This window comes from Asticcacaulis sp. P2_B1 (genome assembly GCF_056404915.1).
In genome coordinates this window covers 917899-941049 of sequence record NZ_JBFUDD010000002.1, presented here as the reverse complement: position 1 = coordinate 941049, position 23151 = coordinate 917899, and the positions used below count along the sequence as shown (strand labels likewise).

Genomic DNA, 23151 nt, shown 5'->3' with positions numbered 1-23151 from the left:
CGACAGGTGACATATAGTTTCAGCAATTACGCCTTTTGCTCTGTGCCGTACAGGCCCGAGAGAGAAATTATGCGGTCAAATCCTTCACGGAGTCTTTCATGTCATCCACCAAAATCGACCGCCGCGCGGCGCTGGGCCTCATGGGCGGTACAGCCATGACCGCCGCCCTGTCCCCCGGCCTCAGCTTCGCTCAAGACGGTGCGGCCATCGCCACGGCTTATCTGACCCAACCGTGGCCGGGTCCGTTCGGTGGGCTGCCGCCGTTCGACAAGGTGAAAATCGCCGATTTCGAGCCCGCGATGAAGATCGCCATGGACGATTACCGCAAGGAGATCAACGCCATCACCATGAAGCGTTCGGCGCCGACCTTCGCCTCGATCAGCGAGGCCTATGAGCGCGCCGGCGAACCCTATAGCCGCGTCAATTCGGTTTACGGCGTGTGGGACAGTAATTTGTCGACGGCCGAGTTCCAGGTGGTGTCGGCGCGCCTGTCGCCGATGCAGGCTGCTTTCGCCGACGAGATCAATCAGAACAAGGATTTGTTCCAGCGCATCGAGACGGTCTATAACAATCGCGCCCAGTTCAAGCTCGACCCGCAGCAGGACCGTCTGTTGTGGAAGCAGTATAACGGCTTCGTCCGCCGCGGCGCCAAGCTGTCCGACGCCGACAAGAAGACGGTCGCCGACATCAACCAGCAGATGGCGACCCTGTTCGACACCTTCTCCAAGAATTTGAAGCACGACGAGGCCCAAGCGACCTTTATCACCAAGGACGACCTGGCCGGCTTGCCCGACAGCTTCGTCGCCTCCGCCAAGTCCAAGGCGACCGATATGGGCCAGGACGGCATGTACGCCATCCAGAATACCCGTTCAGCCATGGAGCCTTTCCTGACCTATTCGACGCGCCGCGACCTGCGTGAAAAGATCTGGACCGCCTATATCATGCGCGGCGACAATAACGACCAATGGGACAACAAGAAGATCGGCAGCCAGATTCTGCGGCTGCGGGCCCAGCGCGCCAAGCTTTATGGCTATCCGACGCATGCTCATTGGCGGCTGGAAGTGGCGATGGCCAAGACGCCGGAAAACGCCATGGGTCTGATGGAGGCTGTGTGGGGGCCGGCGGTCAATCGCGTCCACGAAGAGGTCGCCGACATGCAGAAGATCGCCGACAGCGAAGGTACCGGCATCACGATCGCGCCGTGGGACTATCGTTATTACGCCGAGAAGGTGCGCAAGGCACGCTTTGATCTGGATGAGAGCGAGATGAAGCCGTATCTCCAGCTCGACAAGATTCAGGCCGGCATGTTCTATTGCGCCAATAAGATGTACGGTTTTGTCTTCGAGCCGATCGAGGGTGTGCCGGTCTTCCATCCCGACGTGACGACCTATTCGGTCAAGCGCAATGGCGAGCGCATCGGAACCTGGTATTACGACCCTTATGCGCGTGAGGGCAAGTCGTCGGGCGCCTGGGAAACCGAGTACCAGTCGCAGTCGAAGATGTTGGGCCATCACTGCGTGGTGTCGAACAATTGCAACTTCCTCAAGGCCGAGCCGGGCCAGGCGATCCTGGTTTCGTGGGACGATGCCGAGACCATGTTCCATGAGTTCGGTCATGCTTTGCACGCCTTGTCGTCGAACGTCTATTATCCGTCGCAAGCGGGGACCAATACGGCGACCGACTTTGTCGAGTTTCCGTCGCAGCTCAACGAGCACTGGCTGCCTTTGCCGGAGGTGATGGACAAGTTCTGCGTTCATTATCAGACGGGCGCGCCGATGCCGAAGGAACTGCAGGAGAAGATCAAGAACGCGTCGAAGTTCAATCAGGGTTTCATCACGGTGGAATATCTGGCGGATGCCTTGATCGACATGGCCTATCATTTGGCCGGCGACGTCGATATCGATATTGGGCAGTTCGAGAAGGATTATCTCGCCAAGATGAACATGCCGAAGGAGATCGTGCTGCGTCACCGGCCGACTCAGTTCGCGCATATCTTCTCGAGCGATGATTATAGCGCCGGTTATTACAGCTATCTGTGGTCGGATGCCTTGGTGGCGGATGCTTATGAGAAGTTCATGGCGGCGGGCGGGCCTTTTGCCGGGGATACGGCGAAGAATTACTTCGACCACATCTTGAGTGTGGGCGACACGATCCCGCAGGACGTGGCGTATCGGAACTTCCTGGGCCGGGATGTGAATAGGGATGCGTTGATGCGGTTACGTGGCTTTGCATAAACAAATGGGGCGTGGGGTCCGCGACCCCACATCTTTTCTTGCTTCCTTCTTTGACCCGGCCCGTAGGGCCAGGGATCAAAGAAGGAAATAGGGAAGACTTGGGGGGCACAGCCCCCAAACCCCATTAGTTTTTCAAGTCATGTATCCGGTCATAATGCACCTCCAACGTATTATCCGGCCGCCGGTGCAAGATCCCCTCGAAGCTGCGGTCGAAATGAATATCCTCCGCCGTGTAAGAATACCGCGTGTGGATCTCCGATGACAGACTCTCGTCCAACCCGACCATCGAGACAATGACCTCGACATTCTTCTCGTCCATGCTCTCGCTGGTCTCACCATAAAGCGGGCTCGTCTCGTCAATCAGATGCATGACGCTCCAGCTCAGCTGCATGATCGGCACCTTCGAGCGCACCAAGGCCAGATCGTAATAACGCCGCATGATCTGACCGTCCGGCAAGATATCGTCGCGCATCATGTAAAGCGTCGCCTGGGCATCGACGATGCGGTTGCCGCGATCATTGATCATGCGCAAAATGAAGTGCGTCTCGCCCATGTCGCGATTGATCACCGCGCGCTCCGAAAAGGTCACCAAGGCCGTCGGCCGCGAGAACTTCGAAAACACCAGGCCCGTCATCAGGGCGTAAAATGTAAATCCGGTCACCGCCTCCAAGGTCACCAATATGTTGGCGACAATGCCCTGGGGGGACATACCGCCATAACCGATGGTCGCCAACGTCTGGACGCTGAAAAAGAAGTAGTCGAGAAACACCCCATGCCGCGCATTGGTGATGCCCTCGCCATGCCACAGGTCGGCCAGCAGGAAATACGCGACGGCGTAAAAGGTGTTGATGACCAGGAAAGTAGCCATGAAAACGGCGACCAGCGTGCCCCACTGAGCCTCCATCAACTGGGCATACAGATCGCTGAAATAATACTTTTTGCGGCCACGGATGACGACGCGCGGTGACGGTCGGCCCGGCCGCGGCAGCAGACGCGGGCGAAATCTCTCAGGCGCCTCGCTCATCTCAACCAGCGGTCCAGGGTGACAAAATCTGGCCCGCCCTTTTGATACAACGGCGCCAGGAAAGCCCATACCGCATCGGCGTCGGCGCTGATGTCATAGCCGTTCAAACGCAGGAAACTGTACATGGCCGCGAACGCCGTCGCCGCATTGCCGGCATGGAACGGATGAGTCTGGGCCAGGCTCTCCCATAGCGCCGCGGCCTCGGCCGAGACGTCGTCATAGGCGCCGGTTTGCGGCCGGTAAACCGCCGCCTCCAACTGCCCGCGATCGCGCAAACCAGGCGTCCCGCCATAACGCGACACGATGTCGTCATGGATGGCAATGACATCTTCGGCCGTCAGATAGTCGGTCATTTCGCCAACCGTTCGTACAGGGGCGCATACCGCGTCAGGCTATCACGATAGGCGTCGGCCACACGTTTACGCACGTCGCCGCCCTTGCGCGCTTCCAACAGGTCACGCACGGCCTCCTCGATCACCGCCTGCAATTGCCGGCCCTCGTCGCGCGCCAGAGCACGGACCTCGGCCAGCAAGGCCGTATCCATCTGGGTGGCGAATTTTTCTCGAACGGGGGTATCGGTCATAGGGCGGACGTTATCATGAAATATCATGATATCAACAAGCCCCTGTCTATCTCTCGCTTTTGTGACTATATAGCGCGAAATGAGCCGCCCTTTCTTGAAAATGAATGGCCTCGGCAATGATTTCATTGTCGTCGATGCCCGCGACACCGCCTTCACGCCGGCGGCGGAGCAGATCCGTGCCTGGGGCGACCGCGCCGCCGGCATCGGTTTCGATCAGCTGATCAGTATCGAAGGCTCGAATGACGGCGACGCCTTTATGCGTGTGTGGAACAACGACGGCGGCACGGTCGAGACCTGCGGCAATGCCCTGCGCTGCGTCGCCTGGTATCTGAACCGCGATGCCTCGGACAAGACCCTGAAAATCGACACCCTGGGCGGCCTGACCAAGGCCCGCGTCCTGCGCGCCGACGCCAAGACCGGCACGGCCAGCGTCGACATGGGCAAGCCCGGCCTCGATTGGAAACAGATTCCGCTATCCGAAGAGATGAACACGGCGAAACTGGAACTGAAGATCGGGCCTTATGACGCGCCGCTCTATCATACGCCCGCAGCCGTCTCGATGGGCAATCCGCACTGCGTCTTCTTCGTCGACGATGTCGATACCGTCGACGTCAAGGCGACCGGCAGCCTGATCGAAAACCATCCGCTCTTCCCCGAAGGCGTCAATGTCGAGTTCGCCCAGGTCATCGACCGCCAGACCGTGCGCATGCGGGTTTGGGAACGCGGCGCCGGCATCACCAAGGCGTGCGGCACCGGCGCCTGCGCTACATTGGTGGCCACAGCGCGCCGCGGCCTGACCGATCGCGCGGCGACCATCATCATGGACGGCGGCCCGCTGCATGTCGCCTGGGCTGACAACGACCACGTCATCATGACCGGTCCCATCGAAGTTGAATTCGAGGGTACATTGTGAGCGTAGACGTGGTTACCTTCGGCTGCCGCCTGAATTCGTACGAAAGCGAGGTCATCCGGAAGACCGCCGCCGAAGACGGGCTCGACAACGCCATCATCTTCAATACCTGCGCCGTCACCGGCGAGGCCGTCCGCCAGGCGCGTCAAGCCATTCGCCGCGCCCGCAAGGAAAACCCGGACGCCCGCCTGATCGTCACCGGCTGCGCGGCGCAAACCGATCCGGACACCTTCGCCGCCATGGACGAGGTCGATTTCATCATCGGCAATTCCGACAAGGCGAAATCCGGCGCCTATGCCCTGACGCCGGACTCGGCGCGCATCGTCGTCAACGACATTTTCTCGGTCCAGGAAACGGCCGGTCACCTGATCGACGGGCTGAAGGACCGCGCCCGTGCTTTTGTCGAGGTGCAGAACGGCTGCGATCACCGCTGCACCTTCTGCATTATTCCTTATGGCCGCGGCAATAGCCGGTCAGCCGCCGCCGGCGACGTCATTTCGCAAACCCAGCGCCTGGTGGCCGAGGGCTATAACGAGATCGTCCTGACCGGGGTCGACCTGACCTCGTGGGGCGGCGACCTGCCCGGCAATCCGCAACTGGGCCACCTGGTGACGCGCATTCTCAAGCTGGTGCCCGACCTGAAGCGCCTGCGTTTGTCGTCGATCGACGCCGCCGAAATCGACGACACATTGCTGCGCGCCTTTGCCGAGGAAGAGCGCCTGGCGCCCTATCTCCACCTGTCCTTGCAGCACGGCGACGACATGATCCTTAAACGGATGAAGCGCCGTCATAACCGCTCGGACTCCATCAAGCTGGTCGAAACCGTGCGTAAGGCGCGGCCGGATATCGCTTTCGGCGCCGACATGATCGCCGGCTTCCCGACCGAGACCGATGAGATGTTCGCTAATGCCGTCTCGCTGGTCGACGCCTGTGACCTGTCCTATCTCCACGTCTTTCCGTATAGCCCGCGGCCGCAGACTCCCGCCGCCAAGATGCCCCAGGTCGCCAAGCCGCTGATCAAGGCGCGCGCCGCTCAACTGCGCGCCAAGGGCACCGAGGCCCTGACGCGGCACCTGGGACGCCAGACCGGCCGCACCCTGTCGTGCATCGTCGAAAAGCCCGGTTTTGCCCGCGCCGCCGACTTTACCGAGGTGGTATTCGACGGGGACGCGACGGTCGGCGCGCTGGCCGATATCGTCATCCACGGCGCGGATGCCAAACATGCGCTTGGCACGGTTGCGCAAACTGGGCTACAGCAAGCGGTATGAGTGACGATAAGAAAAAAGGCTGGTTCCAGCGCCTGACCCAGGGCCTGTCGCGGACCTCGCAAAACCTGACCGAACAGGTGACCCAGGTCTTCGCGCAGAAAGAGGCGCTGGACGACGCGGCGCTCGAAGAGCTCGAGGACCTGCTGGTCGAAAGCGACCTCGGCCCGCAGATCTCCGCCACCATCGCCGCCAAGATGGCGCAGCAGCGTTTCAACTCGGCCAAGGATCCGACGGCGGTGCGCTCGGCGCTGGCCGAGGCCCTGGCCGACGAACTGGTCAATCACGAGGGCACGTTCGATGCCTTGAGCGGGCCCAAGCCTTATGTCGTGCTGTTCGTCGGGGTCAATGGCTCTGGCAAGACGACGACCTTGGGCAAGATCGCCGCCAAGCTGACCGGTCAGGGCGCCAAGGTCCTGGTCGTTGCCGGCGACACCTTCCGCGCCGCCGCGGTCGAGCAGCTCAAAGTGTGGGCCGAACGCGCCAAGGCCGACTTCATGGGCCGCAAGACCGGCGCCGATTCGGCGGGCCTGGCCTACGACTCCTTCGTCAAGGCGAAGGAGGAGGGCTATGACGTCGTCTTAATCGACACGGCGGGGCGTTTGCAGAACAAGCAGGCCCTGATGGATGAACTGCTGAAGGTCGTCCGGGTCATCAAGAAGGTCGATCCCGAGGCGCCGCACGAGACCTTGCTGGTGCTTGACGCCACGGTCGGGCGCAATGCGCTCAGCCAGGAACAGATTTTCGGCCGGCAAGCTTTCGTCTCGGGCCTGGTCATGACCAAGCTCGACGGCACGGCGCGCGGCGGTATCCTGATTCCGATCGCCAAGGCGTCCGATGCCCCGATCAAGCTGATCGGCGTCGGCGAAGATATCGAAGACCTGCACGACTTCAAGGCGCGCGACTTTGCCCGCTCGATGGTCGGGCTGGAACCCCTGGGAGATAAGTGATGAGCGACGAAAAATCACTCGGTAAGGCTTCTTTGGGTGAACAAATCAAAGAAAACGACAAGGTCGTCGATGCGGCGGGCGCCATTGCCGCCGAAAAACTGGGCGAGGTCAATCCGGAACTGGCCTTGAAGCCGGGTGAGCCCAAGCAGAACCATATCAAGCTGATCGTTGACTACGGCCCGCTGGTGGCGTTCGGCCTGACCTTCTTTGCCTGTTCGGTGTTTAAACTGGTGCCCAAGGGCGACGCCCTGATCTGGGCCTCGGGTGTCTTGGGCGCGGCCTCGCTGGTCGCCCTGATCCTGGGCCTGGTGGCCGAAAAGCGCATTGCGTGGATTCCGCTGATGTCGTGTCTGATCACCATCCCGTTCAGCATTATGACGGTCTATTTTCACAACACGATGTTCGTCAAGATCAAGATGACGATCGTCGACGTGTTGATCGGCAGCATCCTGCTGGGCGGCGTTCTGCTGAAAAAGCAACCGCTGAAGGCCCTTTTGGGAGATGCGCTGAAGCTCAAGGACGCGGCATGGCCGCGCCTGACCATCTATTACGGCCTGTCCTATTTCGCCATGGCGGCCATCAACGAAGTTATCTGGCGGACACAAAGCGACACTTTCTGGACGACCTGGAAGCTGGTCTCGATCATCGGCGGGCCGGTTGTCTTTTCCATCGCGCTCCTGCCGTTCATGATGAAAAATTTGATCACCGATCCGGGTACGGATGACGCGCCGAAAGCCGGCTAAATCCCTATCTTCCGTGTGCGGAGGAAATTGTCGCAAAAGCGACATATAAATATGGCAAACTTATAAAGACGGTTGTTATAAGGATGCGCGCTATGAAGAAATCCAAGCATGCGGAAAACCTGATGTCCAAAAATGGTCTCGACGAATCGCCGTCGCATCTCCTCCACCGCGTTTTGCAAATTGCCCTCGATATCTATAACGAAGAAGCCGGCGAAGGTGCGCTGACCCAGCGGCAATATGCCGTGCTGCAGGCGCTCGAAAACGGCGAAGGTCTGTCGCAAACCGACCTTGTCAAGGTCACCGGCATCGACCGCTCGACCCTGGCGGAACTGGTGTCGCGCATGCTGGCCAAGGATCTGCTGGCACGCGAACGTTCGACCACCGACGCCCGCGCCAATCTGGTTACGTTGGCCGAGGCCGGCCGTGCCGCGCTCACCGATATGCAGCCGCGCGTCCTGGCCGCCGACGAAAAGATCCTCAGCCTGTTGTCGCCGCCGAAACGCGACAGCTTCGTCAAGCTGCTGCGCAAGCTGACGGCATCGCGCGAAGAACAGTTGCATGCCGTCATCGGCCTGGACAGCGCCGCGCGCCGCGAAAAGGCCGCCGCCGAGAAGGCGGAGAAAGCCGCCGCCAAGGCGCTCAAGAAGGCGGAAAAGAAGAAAAAGCCGAAGAAGGACAAGTTCAGCGCCAAGAAGCTGAAAAAGCTGCCGATGCCGCCCCTGTCCGCCGGCGCCGACGAAACCGCCTTGACCGAAGAATTGGTGCACGCGCCGGTGATTTCCGTCGTCAAGTAGCCACACGCTACAAATAGCTTGTCCACCAGTGACGGTGCTTGGCGCGATAGGCGGCATAGCGGCTTGAGAGCGGATAGAGGATAGCCAGGACCGCCAGCCAAATGAGGTAGGTGGCCCATAGCGGCAGGCCCCAATGGTCGGCCGCGAGCGCGCCGCCGGGCGATCCCTTGATCAGGAAGTTGATGAAGTCTTGGGGCGGGACACCCATGATCAGACCTATGCCGATCGCCGACATGTGCAGGAGGTAGAGGTGGAAGAGATAGGTGAAAAGCGGCGTCCGTCCGAAGGCGAGGAACGGCTTGAGCAGGTTTTGCGGCAGGCGCTCGAGGCCCAGGGCCAATAAGAGTGCGATGCCGATGGTAATCAGGACATAGTCGAGCGACGGCGGATATTTGGTGACGTCGAGCACGGCCAGCGGCGTGAAGGCGGCATTGGCGGGTACTTCCCAAGGCCGGCCATTGCCGTAGAGATTGGGAATGCGCAGGATCAGGAACAGGGCGATCATGCCGGCGGAGAGCAGCAACAGGTTGCGGGTGCGGTTTTCGGATCGTGACAGGATGGGCGCCAAGCCGTAGCCGAGGCACATGACGCCGAGCCAGGGTATGGCGGGATAGGCGATAAAACCTGGCACGGCGCCCAAGCCGCCGGGCTGCATCATCAGGCGCCAGAAGATTTGCGCGCCGCCGGTTAGGGATTGCGCGTCGACCTTGTCGAGCAGGTTATGGCCGGCGACGATAAGGATGCCGAGGCCTAAGACGGCGTTGCGCGGCAGCCAGACGAGGGCTGACATGATCATCATGCTGACGCCGATAGCCCAGAAGACTTGTAGGAAGACGAGCGGCGCGGCGAAATTCCAGCCGAAATCGAGCACGGTCAGTTCGAGGATGACCAGCCACAGGCCGCGGGTCAGGAGGAAACGCGACAGGGCCCAGCCGGTTTTGCCTTTTTCCTTTTGCAGGAAGATCGACACGCCGGACAGGAAGACGAAGGTCGGGGCGCACAGGTGTGTCACCCAGCGGGTAAAGTAGACGATGACCGAGGTCTTATCGAGATCGAGCGGATCGTATTGGTAGGCGCCGGCGTGGAAGAATTCGCGCGTGTGGTCGAGCACCATCAGGCACAGGATCAAGCCGCGCAGGGCATCGATAAAGGCCAGGCGCTGGGTTGCCTGGGGTGCGACTTCGGACATGGCTTCCCCCATGAAAGAACGCGGGTACTTTATCGGAATGTTGAGGCTTGGCAAGATCGGTGGAGCAAGCTGTAATCGTACGGGGTGTGGGGTCCGCGGCCCCCAGACTTCGCTTCCTCTATGCAAAAAGCCTCGGCCCCAAAAGGGCCAAGGCTTTTTGCATAGAAAAGGCAAGGTTTTGTGGGGGCACAGCCCCCACACCCCATAAGTTTACAGTATGCTTTGGCCGGTCTTCGCCCAATCCGCCAAAAACGTCTCCAGACCCTTGTCCGTCAACGGATGCTTGAACATGTCGCGGAAGGTCTGCGGCGGCAAGGTGGCGCAATCGGCGCCGGCAAGCGCGGCTTCGGCGACATGGCCGACCGTACGCAGGCTGGCCGCCAGGATCTCGGTGTCGAACTCGTAATTGTCATACACCGTGCGGATATTGTGGATCAGCTCCATGCCATCGGCGCCCTGGTCGTCCAAACGCCCGACGAACGGCGACACGAACGTCGCACCCGCCTTGGCGGCCAAAAGCGCCTGCGATACCGAGAAACACAAGGTGACATTGGTCATCAAACCCTGCGACGAAAATTCCTTGGTCGCCTTCAAGCCCTCGATCGTCAAAGGCACCTTGATCACGATATTGGTGGCGATCTGGGCCAGCTTCTCGCCTTCCTTGATCATGGTCACCGCATCCGTCGCCGCCACCTCGGCCGAGATCGGACCGTCGCAGATGTCGCAGATTTCCTTGATGACCTCGAACATGTTGCGGCCGGACTTGGCAATGATCGTCGGGTTGGTCGTGACCCCGTCGATCAGGCCGGTTTCCATCAGTTCGGCGAGAATCTTGGTGTCGGCGGTATCGGCAAAGAGCAGCATGGGATTTCCTTTCGGGAACGCGGCTAAGGAATAACTTCCAACCGGCGTGAAATTTCGCTATTGGGGGGCTTAAAGACTGTTCCCCCCTCAAACTCAAGTTTTTTGTTTATGCGTGACCCCGTAACCGCCGCTGCCCCCAAGGTCGGCTTCGTCTCCCTCGGCTGCCCGAAAGCCCTGGTCGATTCCGAGCGCATCCTGACGCGCCTGAAGGGCGAAGGCTATGACACCTCGGCCAGCTATGCCGGCGCCGACGTCATCGTCGTCAATACCTGCGGCTTCCTCGATTCCGCCAAGGAAGAGAGCCTCAACGCCATTGGCGAAGCCCTGGCCGAAAACGGCAAGGTCGTCGTCACCGGCTGCATGGGCGGCGAAGAAGCCATGATCCGCGCCCGCTTCCCCAATGTCGCCGCCGTCACGGGCGCCCACCAATATGACGCCGTCATGGACGCCGTCCACAATATCGTGCCGCCGAAGCCGGACCCGTTCCGTCCGCTGGTGCCGGAAAACGACCCGGGCGTGCGCCTGACGCCGAAACATTACGCCTATCTCAAGATCTCCGAAGGCTGCGACCACCGCTGCTCCTTCTGCATCATCCCGACCCTGCGTGGCGATCTCGTCTCGCGTCCGGTCAATGAAGTCCTGCGCGAAGCCGAAAACCTGGCCAGGTCCGGCGTCAAGGAATTGCTGGTCGTCTCCCAGGACACCTCGGCCTACGGGCTCGATATCCGCTATGCCCAAAGCGAATGGCGCGGGCAGAACTGGAACGCCTCCTTCGAAGACCTGTCGCGCGGGCTGGGCGAGCTCGGCATCTGGGTACGCATGCACTATGTCTACCCCTATCCCCACGTCAACAGCGTCATCCCGCTGATGGCCGAAGGCAAGATCCTGCCCTATCTCGACATCCCGTTCCAGCACGCCAGCCCGAAAATCCTCAAGGCGATGAAGCGCCCAGGCAACCAGGACAAGACCTTGGATCGTATCCTGTCGTGGCGCGAGGTCTGCCCGGACCTCACCCTGCGCTCGACCTTCGTCGTCGGCTTCCCCGGCGAAACCGAGGCCGATTTCAACCTGCTACTCGATTGGCTGGAAGTCGCCCAGATCGACCGCGTCGGCGCCTTCGCCTATGAAAACGTCGACGGCGCGCCGGCCCAGCACCTGCCCGATCACGTGCCGGAGGAGGTCAAGCAGGACCGCCTGGCCCGCTTCATGGCCGTGGCCTCGCGCATCTCGGCGCAGAAACTGCAAGCCAAGGTCGGCAGAGTCGAAGACGTCCTGGTCGACGATATCCGCAATGACGGCACCGTCATCGCCCGCACGCGCGGCGACGCCCCGGAAATCGACGGCCATATCTTCCTGAAAGGCTTTACCGGCTTGAAAGCCGGCGATTTCGCCAAGGCCCGGGTCACCCGCGCCGACGCCTACGACCTGTGGGGCGAGCCCGACGGTTTGATCAAATTGAACCGCGTGCCGGGGGCCGTCCCCAAACGCCGCATGCACACCCTGATCTCGCGAGTCTAAATGCCCCAGCCGATCCAGCACGTCGTCATTGTCGGAGGCGGCACGGCCGGCTGGATGTCGGCGGCGTCGCTGATCTATCGGTTGGCTATCAAGAACGTCAAAGTCACCCTGATCGAGTCTTCGGACATCGGTACGGTCGGGGTGGGCGAGGCCACCGTGCCGGCTATCCGCAGCTATTTCGCGTCGCTCGGCCTCGATACCTACGACGTCATGAAGGCGACCCAGGGCACGTTCAAGCTGGGGATCGATTTTCGCGGCTGGCGCCACGAGGGCAACCGCTTTTTGCACCCGTTCGCGCGCTACGGCCTGGAAGCTGGCCCGGTCGGTTTCCATCATCTGTGGCAAAGGCTGAAGGAATCCGGCGAACCCTACCCGCTCGACGACTATTGCCTGAGCTCGGAACTGATCTACCAGAACCGGTTCGCCCTGCCCGACCCCAAGCCGCGCGCCGATTTCCAGATCTATGACTGGGCGGTGCATTTCGACGCCTCCCTGTTCGCCAAATTTCTGCGCAGCTTCTCGGAAAAGCGCGGTGTCACGCGCATCGACGCCAAGGTCACCACGTTTGAACAAAATGCCGAGACGGGCTTTATCGAAAGCCTGCAATTGGACAACGGCACGACGATCGCCGGCGATCTGTTTATCGACTGCTCGGGCTTCCGCGGACTGTTGATCCAGGGCGCCCTGAAGACCGGGTTCCGCGACTGGCGCAAATATTTGCCGTGCGACCGCGCCGTCGCGTTACCGTGCAGCCACGTCGACCCCAATGATATCGCCGTCGCCACCCGCGTGACGGCACAAGCAGCGGGCTGGATGTGGCGCATTCCGTTGCAGCACCGCGTCGGCAACGGCTATGTCTATAATAGCGACCTGATCAGCGACAGCGACGCCGAAGGCGCCCTGCGCGACGTGCTCGATGGTGAAGTCCTGACCCAACCGAATTTCGTCCGCTTTATCGCCGGTCATGCCGAGCAGTTATGGAATCGCAATTGTGTCGCCATCGGTCTGGCCGGCGGTTTCCTCGAACCATTGGAATCGACCAGTATTACCCTGATCCAGTCGGGCATCAACAAGCTGCTGCTGCGCTTCCCGACCATGGAGTGCGAGCCGGCCCTGGTGGCGGAATATAACCGGTTGTCGGCGCTGGAATTCGAGCGCATCCGCGACTTCATCATCCTGCACTATTGGGCCAGCCAGCGGCCGGAACCGTTGTGGGTACAGTGCCGGGCCCTGGAACTGCCGGATACTTTGTTGCACAAGATCGAGCTCTATAAGGCCAGCGGCCAGTTCGCCCGCTACGACGCCGAAAGCTTCTTCGACCCGAGCTGGCTGTGCATGTATGACGGCTTCGGCATCGAGCCGCGGGCCTATGATCCGTTCGCGGACAATTTCGCCTTGAAGGACCTGCAGGACCTGACGCGCAATATCCGCGCCGACGTCAAGGGCATGGCCGCGGAGGGCGTGTCCCACAGCGCCTTTATCCGTAGGCATTGCGCGGCGGTGTGAAGTTGCTGACATATGTGGGCTTGGCCGGCATTTATAGGATAGTCCGCAGATTAGCGCAGATTTTAAGTGGTGATTTTTCAGAGCCTTGATAGGCAGCTGACGGTGGTTCGTCATACTCTGAAAAATCGCCACTTAAAATCTGCGTCAATCTGCGGATAAACCCTTATATCCCAAAGGCTCGCCATGCGTCTCTATACCGCGCCGCTTAGCATGTTCGGCATGAAGGTCGAAATCGCTGCCTATGAAAAGGGCCTGACGCCAGAGATCGTCATGGTCGATTACAGTGCCGCTACTGGCTACAGCCCAAAGCATCCCGACGTCCTGCGCATCAATCCCAAAGGCCAGGTGCCGATCTTGATCGACGGCGAAGCCGAGATCTACGACTCGACGCAGATCTTCGAATATCTCGAAGATGCGGCGCCGGAGCCGCCGCTGTGGCCGCGCGATCGGCTGGCCCGGGCGAAGGCTCGACAACTGGAGCACGCGTCGGACGAAGTCTATTTCCCGCATATCATCCGTCTGATGAGCCTGCAGGATGATTTGGACGGCGAAGCTGCGAAGACGGCGCGCGCCGGGGCGGAAAAATACTGCCTCAGCATGGAAGAGCGCCTCGCCGCGCAGCCTTACCTTGCCGGAACGTTTTCCTTCGCCGATATCGCCTTGTTTATGGTGGTGGTCTATGGCGAGCGCCTGGGTGCGCCACTAACGGCCGAGACACCGAAACTGGCGACGTGGCGCGATGCCATGGCGCGCCGGTCCAGCGTGTTGCCGGTCATGCAGCGGTTGGTGGCCTATCTCTACGCCAACAACCGCTTTGTGCCTGACTTCCTCAAGGCACTTTGAGGGCCTTTGCGATTAACGAGACGCAGAGCCGTCAGTGTAGGTGAACCCCATGCGGCGCATGTGATCACCCGTCGTCAGGTTTTGTTCAAATGTGCCCTCTTTCCCGAACGTAAAAACTCCGGTCGTGTCACCGCCCATTCGCACATCACGGCCGAACGTGAAAAATGACGACATTCGCGGCAGGGAGATGTGTCTATAGGTATAAACGGGGATAACCTTGGAGCCATCCAACCGATAGGCGGAGAAATAGCTGCGGCCTGCGGCCTGGTCAAAGCCATTTGGCTTGATATAGAGGTCGACTTTGGACAGGTCTGGCGGCTCGGCGATGAGGCACTCGCCGTTCAATAAGTGCGAATACAGGTCGATATTCTGGACCGGCTGATCGGACTTTTTCACGTACGGGCACGGCTTACGATGTTCGACATGGTAGGACGTAAATTTCACGATGGGACTTGTCTCGGAGTCTTCGCCGTACCCCATAACTACAACCCGTGCTTCTCGGGAAAACAGCAAGGATTGGCAAATCTGATCACATCCGCGTTCGCGATCGGCAAGCAGTGTATAATCATAAATGACGGCGACAGTTTCATGCCGGCCAACGGCACGGGGTGGGCTTTGCTCTTTCAGTAAAGCATTAAAATGCACCCACTGATGAGCGTTGTAAATGAGTGGGATCCCCACCCCTGTGATGGCGACAGCTGCTCCGGCAGTTAATAGGCGGATGTTTTGAGGCGCTTTCCACAGGAAGGCCTGAACAATAAAAGCAAGGACGCCGTAACAAAATACCGGTACGCAGAAAACGAGCAGAATGCCCACCAGAAGATAGCTGAGCATCAGAATAGCGCTATTTGGCAAGACCAAGCTGATAATCGCGCCGATGCCGGTCAGGAACAGACCTATCAACCACCTTCTGCGTTCCTTGAGCTCCATGTCATCTCCAGCCTGTGGCTTTTAGTCTACAGGCGGGAGCTGAAAATCACGTTAAGACACGTGCATCACAGTCGCTTCAACGCCGCCAGATCGGCAATCTCAATCGCCGTCAGCCTGGCTTCGATCCTGTCGATCGGCCAGTCCCACCAGGCGATGTCCAGCAAATCCGCCACCACCTCGTCGCTGAAGCGTTGCCGGATGACCTTGGCCGGGTTGCCGCCCACAATAGCGTAGGGCGGGACATCCCTCGTCACTACGGCGCTGGCGGCGATGATTGCCCCCGAGCCGATGGTGACGCCCGGCATGACGATGGCGCCGTGGCCGATCCACACATCATTGCCCACGACCGTATCCTTGAACGGCAGGTTGACATAGTCGACCATGGTTTCCGGCTTGAAGACGCGAAACGGATAGGTCGAAAAACCGGCCATCGGATGGTTGGCCGATGAGGTGATGAACAGAGTCCCGTGGGCAAACTGACAGAACTTGCCGATGATCAGCTTCTCGTTGCTGACCGGGAAGAGATAGGGCGCCAGGGTCTGCACCCAATCCGCCGGCGAGGTGAAGTTCGAGGCATAAGAATAGGCTCCGACCTCGATACGCGGGTGGTCGATGACGTTTTGCAGATAGACGGCTGTGGTGATCACGGCACCATTCGGCGCGGTGATCGGGTGGACGGCGTCGACATTCAATAGAGGCATGATGATCTCCCTACGCTTTGGCGCCGAAGCGGCGAGTCAGGCGCGCCTTGATGCGTTCATGGGCCACGTCCGACGCCGGCTTGACGAAATCATGGCCGATATCGCGCCAGTCCGGATCGTCGATTTCGTAACCCAAACGTGGCAAGATATCGAACGACGTCACGAAGGCCTGGCTGCGGTAAGGCAACAGGACGCCGCCGTGGGCATCATGGTGCGCCTTGGCTTCATCGTAATTGCGGAACCAGTGATTGATCGAGTCCTTAAGGCCGGGCGAAGCGAAGATTTCGGAAAAATCGACCTCCTCCGAGCTTTGTTTCAGCGCGGTCCACGACTCGAAACCGGCCTCCTGAGCCACAACGGCCAGGGCATGTTTCAGTTGCAGGTCGGCCGGCGGATTGTCGAGGCGGGCGAAACGGGCCGTGGCCATAGAATCGCCGGCACGCGCCGATTTCAATAATCGGGCGGCGTCGCGCTTATAGCTGTCCAGGGGTTTGGGTGCCGTTGCGGGCATGGGTCATCTCCTTTGTTCAAGGCCTTTTCCCCAACCCGTGAAAAGCCACAAAAGAGCAGATTGTCGGTAACGTATGATACGTCGGGATAACCGGAGGCTTTTCGCGGGGCTGAGCCTTCCCGAAGGCTCGGCGGCGGACATACGCTCAAAATAGGCCAAGATCAAGCACCAAGCGCGGCCCGGCTGGCACTGGACGCCATTAGACCTTGCATTTTACCCCCAACACGAATTATTTCATGTTAGAGAATCAGCTGACGGCTCTCCCCAGGCGCTAGGCGGACATACATTTTGATCAGTCTCAAAGACAACAAGCGATCGGCGACCTATACGCACGAGGCCTCCGAAACCGCCCGGGCGGATCACGCCCTGTTGTCGCGCAAGGCTGCCACCTTCCAGGATCGCTGGTGGTTTACCGAAGACGGCCTGCGTCTCTATGCCCGCGACTATCCCGCCAGCCCCGGCCGCGTCCGCCTGCCAGTCATCTGCCTGCACGGCCTGACGCGCAACAGCGCCGATTTCGAAGAGGTCGCTGGTTACATCGCCAAGCTGGACCGCCGCGTTATCGTCCCCGACTTCCGTGGTCGCGGCCTGTCGGAAAACGACGGCGACGCGATGAACTACCACATCTGGACCTATGCCAAGGACATCCTGGCCTTGTGCGACGCCCTGGGCATCGGCAAGGCGATCTTCGTCGGCACCTCGACCGGCGGGCTGGTCACCATGGTACTGTCGACCCTGCGTCCCAACCTGATCAAGTCGGCCGTGCTCAACGATGTCGGGCCGGTCCTGTCGCCCAAAGGCCTGGCGCGCGTCTCGTCCTATGCGGCGCGTCAACATATGGCGTTCAAGAACTGGCACGACGCGGCAGTATTTATCGCCGAACAGAACCGCTTCGCCTTTCCCAACTATACGCCGGCGGAATGGCTGAAATTCGCTCATCGCGTCTTCCAGAAGGGCAAGGACGGCATGCTGCGCCTGGCCTATGACCCGCGCATCACCGAAGCCTTCAAGAGCGGCACGGTGACCGCAAGCACCCATGACATGGCGCCCTGCTATGCCAGCCTGGCGCACGGCCGCAAACTGCTGCTGGTGCGCGGCGCCCTCTCTGATCTGCTCGACGACGGCGAGGCCAAAAAGATGGCCGCCGCGTCGCCCGACTTTACCCGCGTCGATATCGACTATATCGGTCATGCGCCCATGCTGACCGAACCGGCCGCCCGCGCCGCCATCACCGAATTTCTTGAGTCGCAAAGCTAAGATCAAGCTGACATTACAGCCGTTGTGTGTTGCGCCGGCCCCTGGCTTGCGTCAGCGTGGACTTTTCCGAAAGGTAAGTCCATGCCATTTTCGCGCTGTGTTTTCGGCCTCCTCTTCGCTGTATTGATGACACTGACCGTTACGCCGGTGCGCGCCAGCGAAGGCGAGGAGCTGATCGGAGATCGGGCGAGCTCGACCAGCCTGGCCTTGTCGCACTGGAAGAACGCCTGCCGTGAGGGGACGGGTTCCGCGTCGGCCTGCGCCAAGATCGGCGCTGCCTATTTCAGCGGTTTCGACGGCGTGTCGCCAAATGCCGGCGACGGGCTGCGCTATGAACAATATGGCTGCGACGGCGGCCTGGCCTCGGCCTGCGCCGACGTCGCGACCATGTATTTCAAACAGGGCCGGCTCAACGAGGCGCGTACGGCCAACCGCGTCGCTTGCGACAAGGGCGATAGCGGCGGCTGCCGCAACCTGGCCGTCATGATGGCGACGGGCCAGGGCGGCATAGTCGATACATCCGGCTCGAAGGAGATGGCCCGAAAAGCCTGCGATATGGGCAAAAGCGACATGTGTGAAATGGCGGCGAAGCCGAACCCAAGCGGTTACGACGACTACCACGCCGCCTTTGGCCGTGCGGAGGCCCAGGACATGCCGGGCATGATCGCCCTGATGAAAACCGCCTGTTACGACGGCAATTATTATGACGCCTGCGACGTCATCGCCCGCTGGAGCACCGAAGGCACGCAGTGGCCGAAGGACCTGGTGCTGGCCCGCGCCGGCCTCAGGCAGGCCTGTGTCGTCGATCGGGCCAAGGGCTGCGCGCGCTATGCCGGCATGCTGGAACGCGGCGAAGGCGGCGATGAGGATGCCGCCCTGGCCTTCGTTCTCTATGAACGCGCCTGCGATGCCGGCGATGGCGACGGTTGCTATGGCAAGGCCAGGATGATGCATGACGGGCTGCTCGGCCCCGTCGACATGAAGGAGGTGGCTGGCCTACTCAGGTCTTCATGCCGCGATCACGGCTGGCAGGGCTGCGTCCTGCTGGCCAAGATATTGCGCCACGGCGAAGGCACGGTCGCTGCCGACCCGCAATATGCCCGGGACCTGTACGGCATTGATTGCAATAACCGTCACAGCGAAAGCTGCGTCGCCTATGCCGACATGCTGATGAATGGCGAGCTGGGTGGCCCGACCCCGGAACAGGTGGGTTACGCCCGAGAGCGCTATACGCAAGCCTGCACCAATAACATCGCCGCCGGCTGCGCCGCGCTGAAGGCCTTGGACGACAAGGCAGCGAACGCCGCTCAAGGCGTGTAGTTGGAAGCCGCCAAGGGCAAAACTGCCTTCCGCGGCCGGTCTTACGAATTTGACCCCCATACTGGATTTTAATCGCGCCGCGCCCATATCAGGAAAAGGCTTGGGAAAGGGCGACGATGATGCGGACAGTGGTGTTTGACAGCCCCTATATGCTGGGTTTCGACGAGCTGCGTGGCCTGGCCGAACGTATCGGCCGCAGCCATGACAATTATCCGCCCTATAATGTCGAATCCCTGACGCCCGACCATATTCGCATCAGCATCGCCGTCGCCGGCTTTACCGCAGATCAGTTACGCATCGAGCTGCGCGGCGCCCACCTGACCGTCGCCGCCAGCAAGGAACAGACGGGTGAGCGCGAATATCTGCACCGCGGCATTGCCTTGCGCGGTTTCACCAGGGCTTTTGTGCTGAGCGACGGACTGGAAGTGACCAAGGCGCAACTGGCCTATGGCTTGCTGCATATCGATTTGCAGCGGCCGGAGCCAAGCGATCAGGTGAAGATTATTCCGATTGAGGTAGCAGAGTAAGATTTGAACACGAAAAGCACGAAAAAAGAGAAAAACACTAAAATTTAAGGCGTCCTCGCGCGCAGCGCTTTAGATTTCAAGTCACATTTGAAATGTTCGCCCTTCGGGCGCAGACGCAAATAGCGCTCGAACTTTTCGTGCTTTTTGTGTTTTTCGTGGTCAAAACCTTACAACCGAAATGCAGCACACCACGGCTGGTATTAAGCGGCGTGGCTGTCGGCGATGCCGGTAAGGACGGCGTAGATCGCGTCCGGATTGTCGATCAGACGCAGCTGCTCACGCAACTCTTTCTGGCGCAGGACACGCGACACCTTGGCCAGGGCGCGCAAATGCTCGGTGCCGGCATGTTCCGGCGCCAACAAGGCAAAGATCAGATCCACCGGCATGTCGTCGATCGAATCGTAATTGATCGGGCTTTCCAGGCGAATGAAAATGCCGTGCATGGCGTCCAGGCCCGGCAAGGCTGCGTGCGGCACGGCGACGCCCATACCGACGCCGGTCGAGCCCAACTTTTCGCGTTCGAGAAGCGCCTGGTGCACGTCCCCGGCATCCAGCTTTAACTGACGGGCCGCCAGGTCGGCGACGACCTGAAGCGCCTGCCGCTTCGAGTTGACGCTGATACTGCCGAGAATGGCGTGCCTGTCCAACAGACTATTGAGATACATGGGACTTCCGTAATAGCAGCAGGACAGACTTAGCGGCGCACAACCGTGCGTGCGATGCCATAGAGGGGCGGGCGGCTTACGTCAACCCACCCCGTCTACACGCTAAATTGTCCGGCTTCCCCCTACAAATTTACGCGTCGGCCCGGGCCCGCGTCCGTTCCGGATCGATCCAGCCGATATTGCCGTCCGGCCGGCGATAAATCACCGACAAGCCGCCGTGCGCCGCATTGCGGAACATGATGGCTGGATAGTTGGACATTTCCATTTCGGCCACGGCCGCCGACACCGTCATGGTGCGCAAGGTCTGTTCCGTCTCGGCGATGATCATCGAATGCGGCGGCGAGCTGTGGTCCATGCCGTCGTCGATCTCTTCGTCTTCGACGTCGGTATCGAAGGCGCGCAAAACGGTGACATTGGCCGTTTCTTCTTTTTGCGGCGTGCCATTGTGGTGGTTCTTCAGGCGTTGCTTATAGCGCCTGACACGCTTTTCCATGTGATCGAGCGTTCCGTCAAAGGCCGAATGGGCATCGCCGCCAAAGGCGTGGGATACAAGAGTCTGGCCCGAGGCCAGGCGTATCCAGCAATCCGCCTTGAATAAGTGTCCCTGCTTCGAAATGGTCACCTCTGCATCGCCGCCGCGATCGAAATATTTGGAGATGCCCTGGGTCAGTTGGGTTTCAATGCGCTCGCGCAGTGCATCCCCGACTTCGACCTGTTTTCCGTTGACTTGAATTTGCATAGCGATATGTCGCTCCGTTCTTAAATGAAAAGAACCCACCGAATCCGACAGGGCCGGATTCGCCCACTGAACATTTCGGCTTTCTTTGAGGAAAGAAAGCCCGCCGTCCGTTTGCATAACGAACGCCGCCGGAGTGCCTATTAGGACACCCCTAGACTTTACGCCGATCTGACGATCTGGGAAGTCACTAATCTGTGTAAGAGGTGCGACATAAAGTTGCGATAAAGATTGTTAATACAATCGCTTATGCATGCATTAAGGCTTGCTATTTGACAGCGCGTTTGCGTTCGACCGAGGACGGGATGCGCAGGGCTTCGCGATATTTGGCGACCGTCCGGCGGGCGATGTCGACGCCGGCCTCTTTCAGCAATTCGACGATGCGGTCGTCGCTCAGAATCTCGCCCGATGTCTTCTCGGAGTCGATCAAGGTCTTGATCTTGTGGCGCACCGATTCCGCGGAATGGGCGGAGGTGCCGTCGGACGAGGCGATCGACGATGTGAAGAAGAATTTCAGCTCGAAAACGCCGCGCGGCGTGGCGATGTATTTGTTGCTCGTGACGCGCGACACGGTCGATTCGTGCATGCCGATGGCATCGGCGACCGTTTTCAGGTTCAGCGGACGCAAATATTCGACGCCGTAGACGAAGAAGGCGTCCTGTTGGCGAACGATTTCCGACGACACCTTGAGGATGGTGCGGGCGCGTTGATCCAGGCTTTTGATCAACCAGTTGGCCTGATTAAGGCATTCACTGAGATAGGATTTTTCGGAGTCCGAACGCGCGGAGGTCGCGACCTTGGCGTGGTATTTCTGGTCGATCAGGACGCGCGGCAGGGTGTCGGAATTGAGATCGATGCGCCAGCCGCCGCCGGCATCGGCGCGAACGAAGACGTCGGGCACGACGGTCTGCGATACCTCGCCGCCGAAAGCCGCGCCCGGCCGTGGATTGAGCGACTTCAGCTCCGCGATCATCTCGCTCATATCGTCTTCGTCGACACCGCAAATCTTGCGCAGGGCGCCGAGGTCGCGGCGCGCCAAAAGCTCGAGATTGTCGATCAGGGCGCTCATGGCGGGGTCGAAACGGTTGCGCTCGACCAGTTGCAAACGCAGGCATTCCGGCACGCTGCGCGCCATGATGCCGGTCGGCTCGAAGCCCTGGCAGGCGATCAGGACCTTTTCGACCAAGGTCAGGTCGCAGCCCAGCCGGTCGGCGATTTCTTCCAGGGGCACGCGCATATAGCCGGCCTCATCGACGGCATCGATCAGGATCTGGGCAATCGCCATTTCCGGCGCCGTGAAGTGGGCGATCAGGGCTTGATCGGTCAGGTGTTCGCTGAGGGTCTTTTCGCGCGTCAGCGAGCGTTCCAGACCTTCGTCGTCGCCATCGAAGCCGCCGCCGCCCTTGCCGGCCTTCGACCAGTCGACCATCGGGCCTTCATTGCTGTCCGACACCACCGATTCGCGTTCGCGGACCACCGGCGCATCGTCGCCATAGACGTCGGAATTCGACGCATCCATTTCGCTGTTGGCCTGCATGGCATCACGGTCGCCGAGTTCGAGTTCGCGCGATTCGCCCGTATCACGCTCCATGGGCGCTTCGGCGTCGTTACTGTCGCCAACCGGATCGGCGTCGTCGCGCTGCAGGAGGGGATTGCGTTCCAGCTCGGTCTCGATAACGGCTTCGAGCTCAAGGTTCGAGAGTTGCAACAGCTTGATAGCCTGTTGCAGCTGGGGCGTGATGACCAGCCCCTGCCCTTGTCTGAGTTCGAGTCTTTGACCGAGCGCCATTAAGAATCCCGTTGATCCATGCACGATCACTATGACCGCAATTGCTCTACAATTCCTTGATAGCGGGCAAAGATTAACGAAAAAAATCCACCGGGCGGGCAAGTGGCACAAAAATTGCGTTAGCGAATTTCACCCGGGCTTGTGGGAAGTTAAAAAGGCTTAAACACGAAGCAACGTTCGGCGAAGCCAAAAGCACGAAAAAAGAGAAATACACTAAAATTCAGGGCGTCTTCGCGCGAAGCGCATCAATATCCGGGCTGCGTACAAGCATTTGCCCTTCGGGCGCAGGCTC

General features: G+C 60.0%; 23 protein-coding genes. 12 read left to right on the top strand and 11 right to left on the bottom strand.

Annotated elements, in window-relative coordinates; genetic code table 11:
• Window positions 1–98: 98 nt before the first annotated feature.
• Window positions 99–2234 (top strand): M3 family metallopeptidase, encoded by a 2136-nt coding sequence (locus AC1DX3_RS08715; RefSeq protein WP_476988863.1) that lies wholly within the window; start codon window positions 99–101, stop codon window positions 2232–2234.
• A 124-nt stretch (window positions 2235–2358) separates the two neighbouring features.
• On the opposite strand, the gene AC1DX3_RS08710 is transcribed toward AC1DX3_RS08715, so the two are convergent.
• Genes AC1DX3_RS08710 through AC1DX3_RS08700 form a run of 3 tightly spaced genes read right to left on the bottom strand, consistent with a single transcriptional unit; the run spans window position 2359 to window position 3841 of the window.
• Entirely contained in the window at window positions 2359–3258 is a 900-nt protein-coding gene (locus tag AC1DX3_RS08710; protein ID WP_476988862.1) for an ion channel, read from the bottom strand.
• Entirely contained in the window at window positions 3255–3611 is a 357-nt protein-coding gene (locus AC1DX3_RS08705) for a type II toxin-antitoxin system death-on-curing family toxin (RefSeq protein WP_476988861.1), read from the bottom strand. Before AC1DX3_RS08705 ends, AC1DX3_RS08710 begins: the two co-directional genes overlap by 4 nt.
• A complete protein-coding gene (locus tag AC1DX3_RS08700; protein WP_476988860.1) occupies window positions 3608–3841 on the bottom strand; it encodes a hypothetical protein in 234 nt (77 codons plus the stop codon). The genes AC1DX3_RS08705 and AC1DX3_RS08700 overlap by 4 nt, the downstream gene beginning before the upstream one ends.
• Window positions 3842–3920: 79 nt before the next feature.
• Here AC1DX3_RS08700 and dapF point away from each other — a divergent pair, with 79 nt between their 5' ends.
• The 5 genes from dapF (at window position 3921) to AC1DX3_RS08675 (ending at window position 8503) form a co-directional block, all read left to right on the top strand.
• The gene (gene dapF, locus AC1DX3_RS08695) at window positions 3921–4754 is read left to right on the top strand and encodes a diaminopimelate epimerase (protein WP_476988859.1); all 834 of its coding nucleotides are present in this window, start codon (window positions 3921–3923) and stop codon (window positions 4752–4754) included.
• Entirely contained in the window at window positions 4751–6019 is a 1269-nt protein-coding gene (gene mtaB, locus AC1DX3_RS08690; protein ID WP_476988858.1) for a tRNA (N(6)-L-threonylcarbamoyladenosine(37)-C(2))-methylthiotransferase MtaB, read from the top strand. The genes dapF and mtaB overlap by 4 nt, the downstream gene beginning before the upstream one ends.
• Entirely contained in the window at window positions 6016–6966 is a 951-nt protein-coding gene (gene ftsY, locus AC1DX3_RS08685; protein WP_476988857.1) for a signal recognition particle-docking protein FtsY, read from the top strand. Before mtaB ends, ftsY begins: the two co-directional genes overlap by 4 nt.
• The gene (locus AC1DX3_RS08680) at window positions 6966–7709 is read left to right on the top strand and encodes an inner membrane-spanning protein YciB (RefSeq protein WP_476988856.1); all 744 of its coding nucleotides are present in this window, start codon (window positions 6966–6968) and stop codon (window positions 7707–7709) included. Before ftsY ends, AC1DX3_RS08680 begins: the two co-directional genes overlap by 1 nt.
• A gap of 92 nt (window positions 7710–7801) precedes the next feature.
• The gene (locus AC1DX3_RS08675) at window positions 7802–8503 is read left to right on the top strand and encodes a MarR family winged helix-turn-helix transcriptional regulator (protein WP_476988855.1); all 702 of its coding nucleotides are present in this window, start codon (window positions 7802–7804) and stop codon (window positions 8501–8503) included.
• A 7-nt stretch (window positions 8504–8510) separates the two neighbouring features.
• On the opposite strand, the gene AC1DX3_RS08670 is transcribed toward AC1DX3_RS08675, so the two are convergent.
• On the bottom strand, window positions 8511–9692 hold the full coding sequence (locus tag AC1DX3_RS08670; RefSeq protein WP_476988854.1) for an acetyltransferase domain-containing protein: 1182 nt from the start codon (window positions 9690–9692) through the stop codon (window positions 8511–8513).
• Between the two features lie 210 nt (window positions 9693–9902).
• Complete coding sequence (fsa, locus tag AC1DX3_RS08665) at window positions 9903–10556, bottom strand: fructose-6-phosphate aldolase (protein WP_476988853.1); 654 nt, start codon at window positions 10554–10556, stop codon at window positions 9903–9905.
• 108 nt (window positions 10557–10664) lie between these two features.
• Here fsa and rimO point away from each other — a divergent pair, with 108 nt between their 5' ends.
• The 3 genes from rimO to AC1DX3_RS08650 all read left to right on the top strand — a co-directional run bounded on the left by rimO (window position 10665) and on the right by AC1DX3_RS08650 (window position 14423).
• Window positions 10665–12074, top strand: a complete 1410-nt coding sequence (gene rimO, locus AC1DX3_RS08660) for a 30S ribosomal protein S12 methylthiotransferase RimO (RefSeq protein WP_476988852.1) — start codon at window positions 10665–10667, stop codon at window positions 12072–12074.
• A complete protein-coding gene (locus AC1DX3_RS08655) occupies window positions 12075–13580 on the top strand; it encodes a tryptophan halogenase family protein (RefSeq protein ID WP_476988851.1) in 1506 nt (501 codons plus the stop codon). It begins immediately after the preceding gene.
• A 183-nt stretch (window positions 13581–13763) separates the two neighbouring features.
• Window positions 13764–14423 (top strand): glutathione S-transferase family protein, encoded by a 660-nt coding sequence (locus AC1DX3_RS08650; protein ID WP_476988850.1) that lies wholly within the window; start codon window positions 13764–13766, stop codon window positions 14421–14423.
• 12 nt (window positions 14424–14435) lie between these two features.
• Here the strand turns inward: AC1DX3_RS08650 and AC1DX3_RS08645 are convergent, their stop codons facing one another.
• The 3 genes from AC1DX3_RS08645 to AC1DX3_RS08635 form a co-directional block, all read right to left on the bottom strand.
• Window positions 14436–15353, bottom strand: a complete 918-nt coding sequence (locus AC1DX3_RS08645; protein ID WP_476988849.1) for a hypothetical protein — start codon at window positions 15351–15353, stop codon at window positions 14436–14438.
• 65 nt (window positions 15354–15418) lie between these two features.
• Window positions 15419–16054, bottom strand: coding sequence for a CatB-related O-acetyltransferase (locus AC1DX3_RS08640; RefSeq protein ID WP_476988848.1), 636 nt, complete (start codon window positions 16052–16054; stop codon window positions 15419–15421).
• 10 nt (window positions 16055–16064) lie between these two features.
• A complete protein-coding gene (locus AC1DX3_RS08635) occupies window positions 16065–16565 on the bottom strand; it encodes a hypothetical protein (RefSeq protein ID WP_476988847.1) in 501 nt (166 codons plus the stop codon).
• 288 nt (window positions 16566–16853) lie between these two features.
• Here AC1DX3_RS08635 and AC1DX3_RS08630 point away from each other — a divergent pair, with 288 nt between their 5' ends.
• From AC1DX3_RS08630 to AC1DX3_RS08620, 3 genes are all read left to right on the top strand, one after another.
• On the top strand, window positions 16854–17822 hold the full coding sequence (locus AC1DX3_RS08630; protein ID WP_476988846.1) for an alpha/beta fold hydrolase: 969 nt from the start codon (window positions 16854–16856) through the stop codon (window positions 17820–17822).
• Window positions 17823–17903: 81 nt separating this feature from the next.
• Entirely contained in the window at window positions 17904–19142 is a 1239-nt protein-coding gene (locus AC1DX3_RS08625; RefSeq protein ID WP_476988845.1) for a tetratricopeptide repeat protein, read from the top strand.
• Between the two features lie 116 nt (window positions 19143–19258).
• Window positions 19259–19669, top strand: coding sequence for an Hsp20 family protein (locus AC1DX3_RS08620; protein WP_476988844.1), 411 nt, complete (start codon window positions 19259–19261; stop codon window positions 19667–19669).
• 200 nt (window positions 19670–19869) lie between these two features.
• On the opposite strand, the gene AC1DX3_RS08615 is transcribed toward AC1DX3_RS08620, so the two are convergent.
• From AC1DX3_RS08615 to rpoN, 3 genes are all read right to left on the bottom strand, one after another.
• Complete coding sequence (locus tag AC1DX3_RS08615; protein WP_476988843.1) at window positions 19870–20334, bottom strand: PTS sugar transporter subunit IIA; 465 nt, start codon at window positions 20332–20334, stop codon at window positions 19870–19872.
• Window positions 20335–20464: 130 nt separating this feature from the next.
• The gene (gene hpf, locus AC1DX3_RS08610) at window positions 20465–21073 is read right to left on the bottom strand and encodes a ribosome hibernation-promoting factor, HPF/YfiA family (RefSeq protein WP_476988842.1); all 609 of its coding nucleotides are present in this window, start codon (window positions 21071–21073) and stop codon (window positions 20465–20467) included.
• 265 nt (window positions 21074–21338) lie between these two features.
• Window positions 21339–22859, bottom strand: coding sequence for an RNA polymerase factor sigma-54 (gene rpoN, locus AC1DX3_RS08605; RefSeq protein WP_476988841.1), 1521 nt, complete (start codon window positions 22857–22859; stop codon window positions 21339–21341).
• Window positions 22860–23151 lie beyond the last annotated feature (292 nt).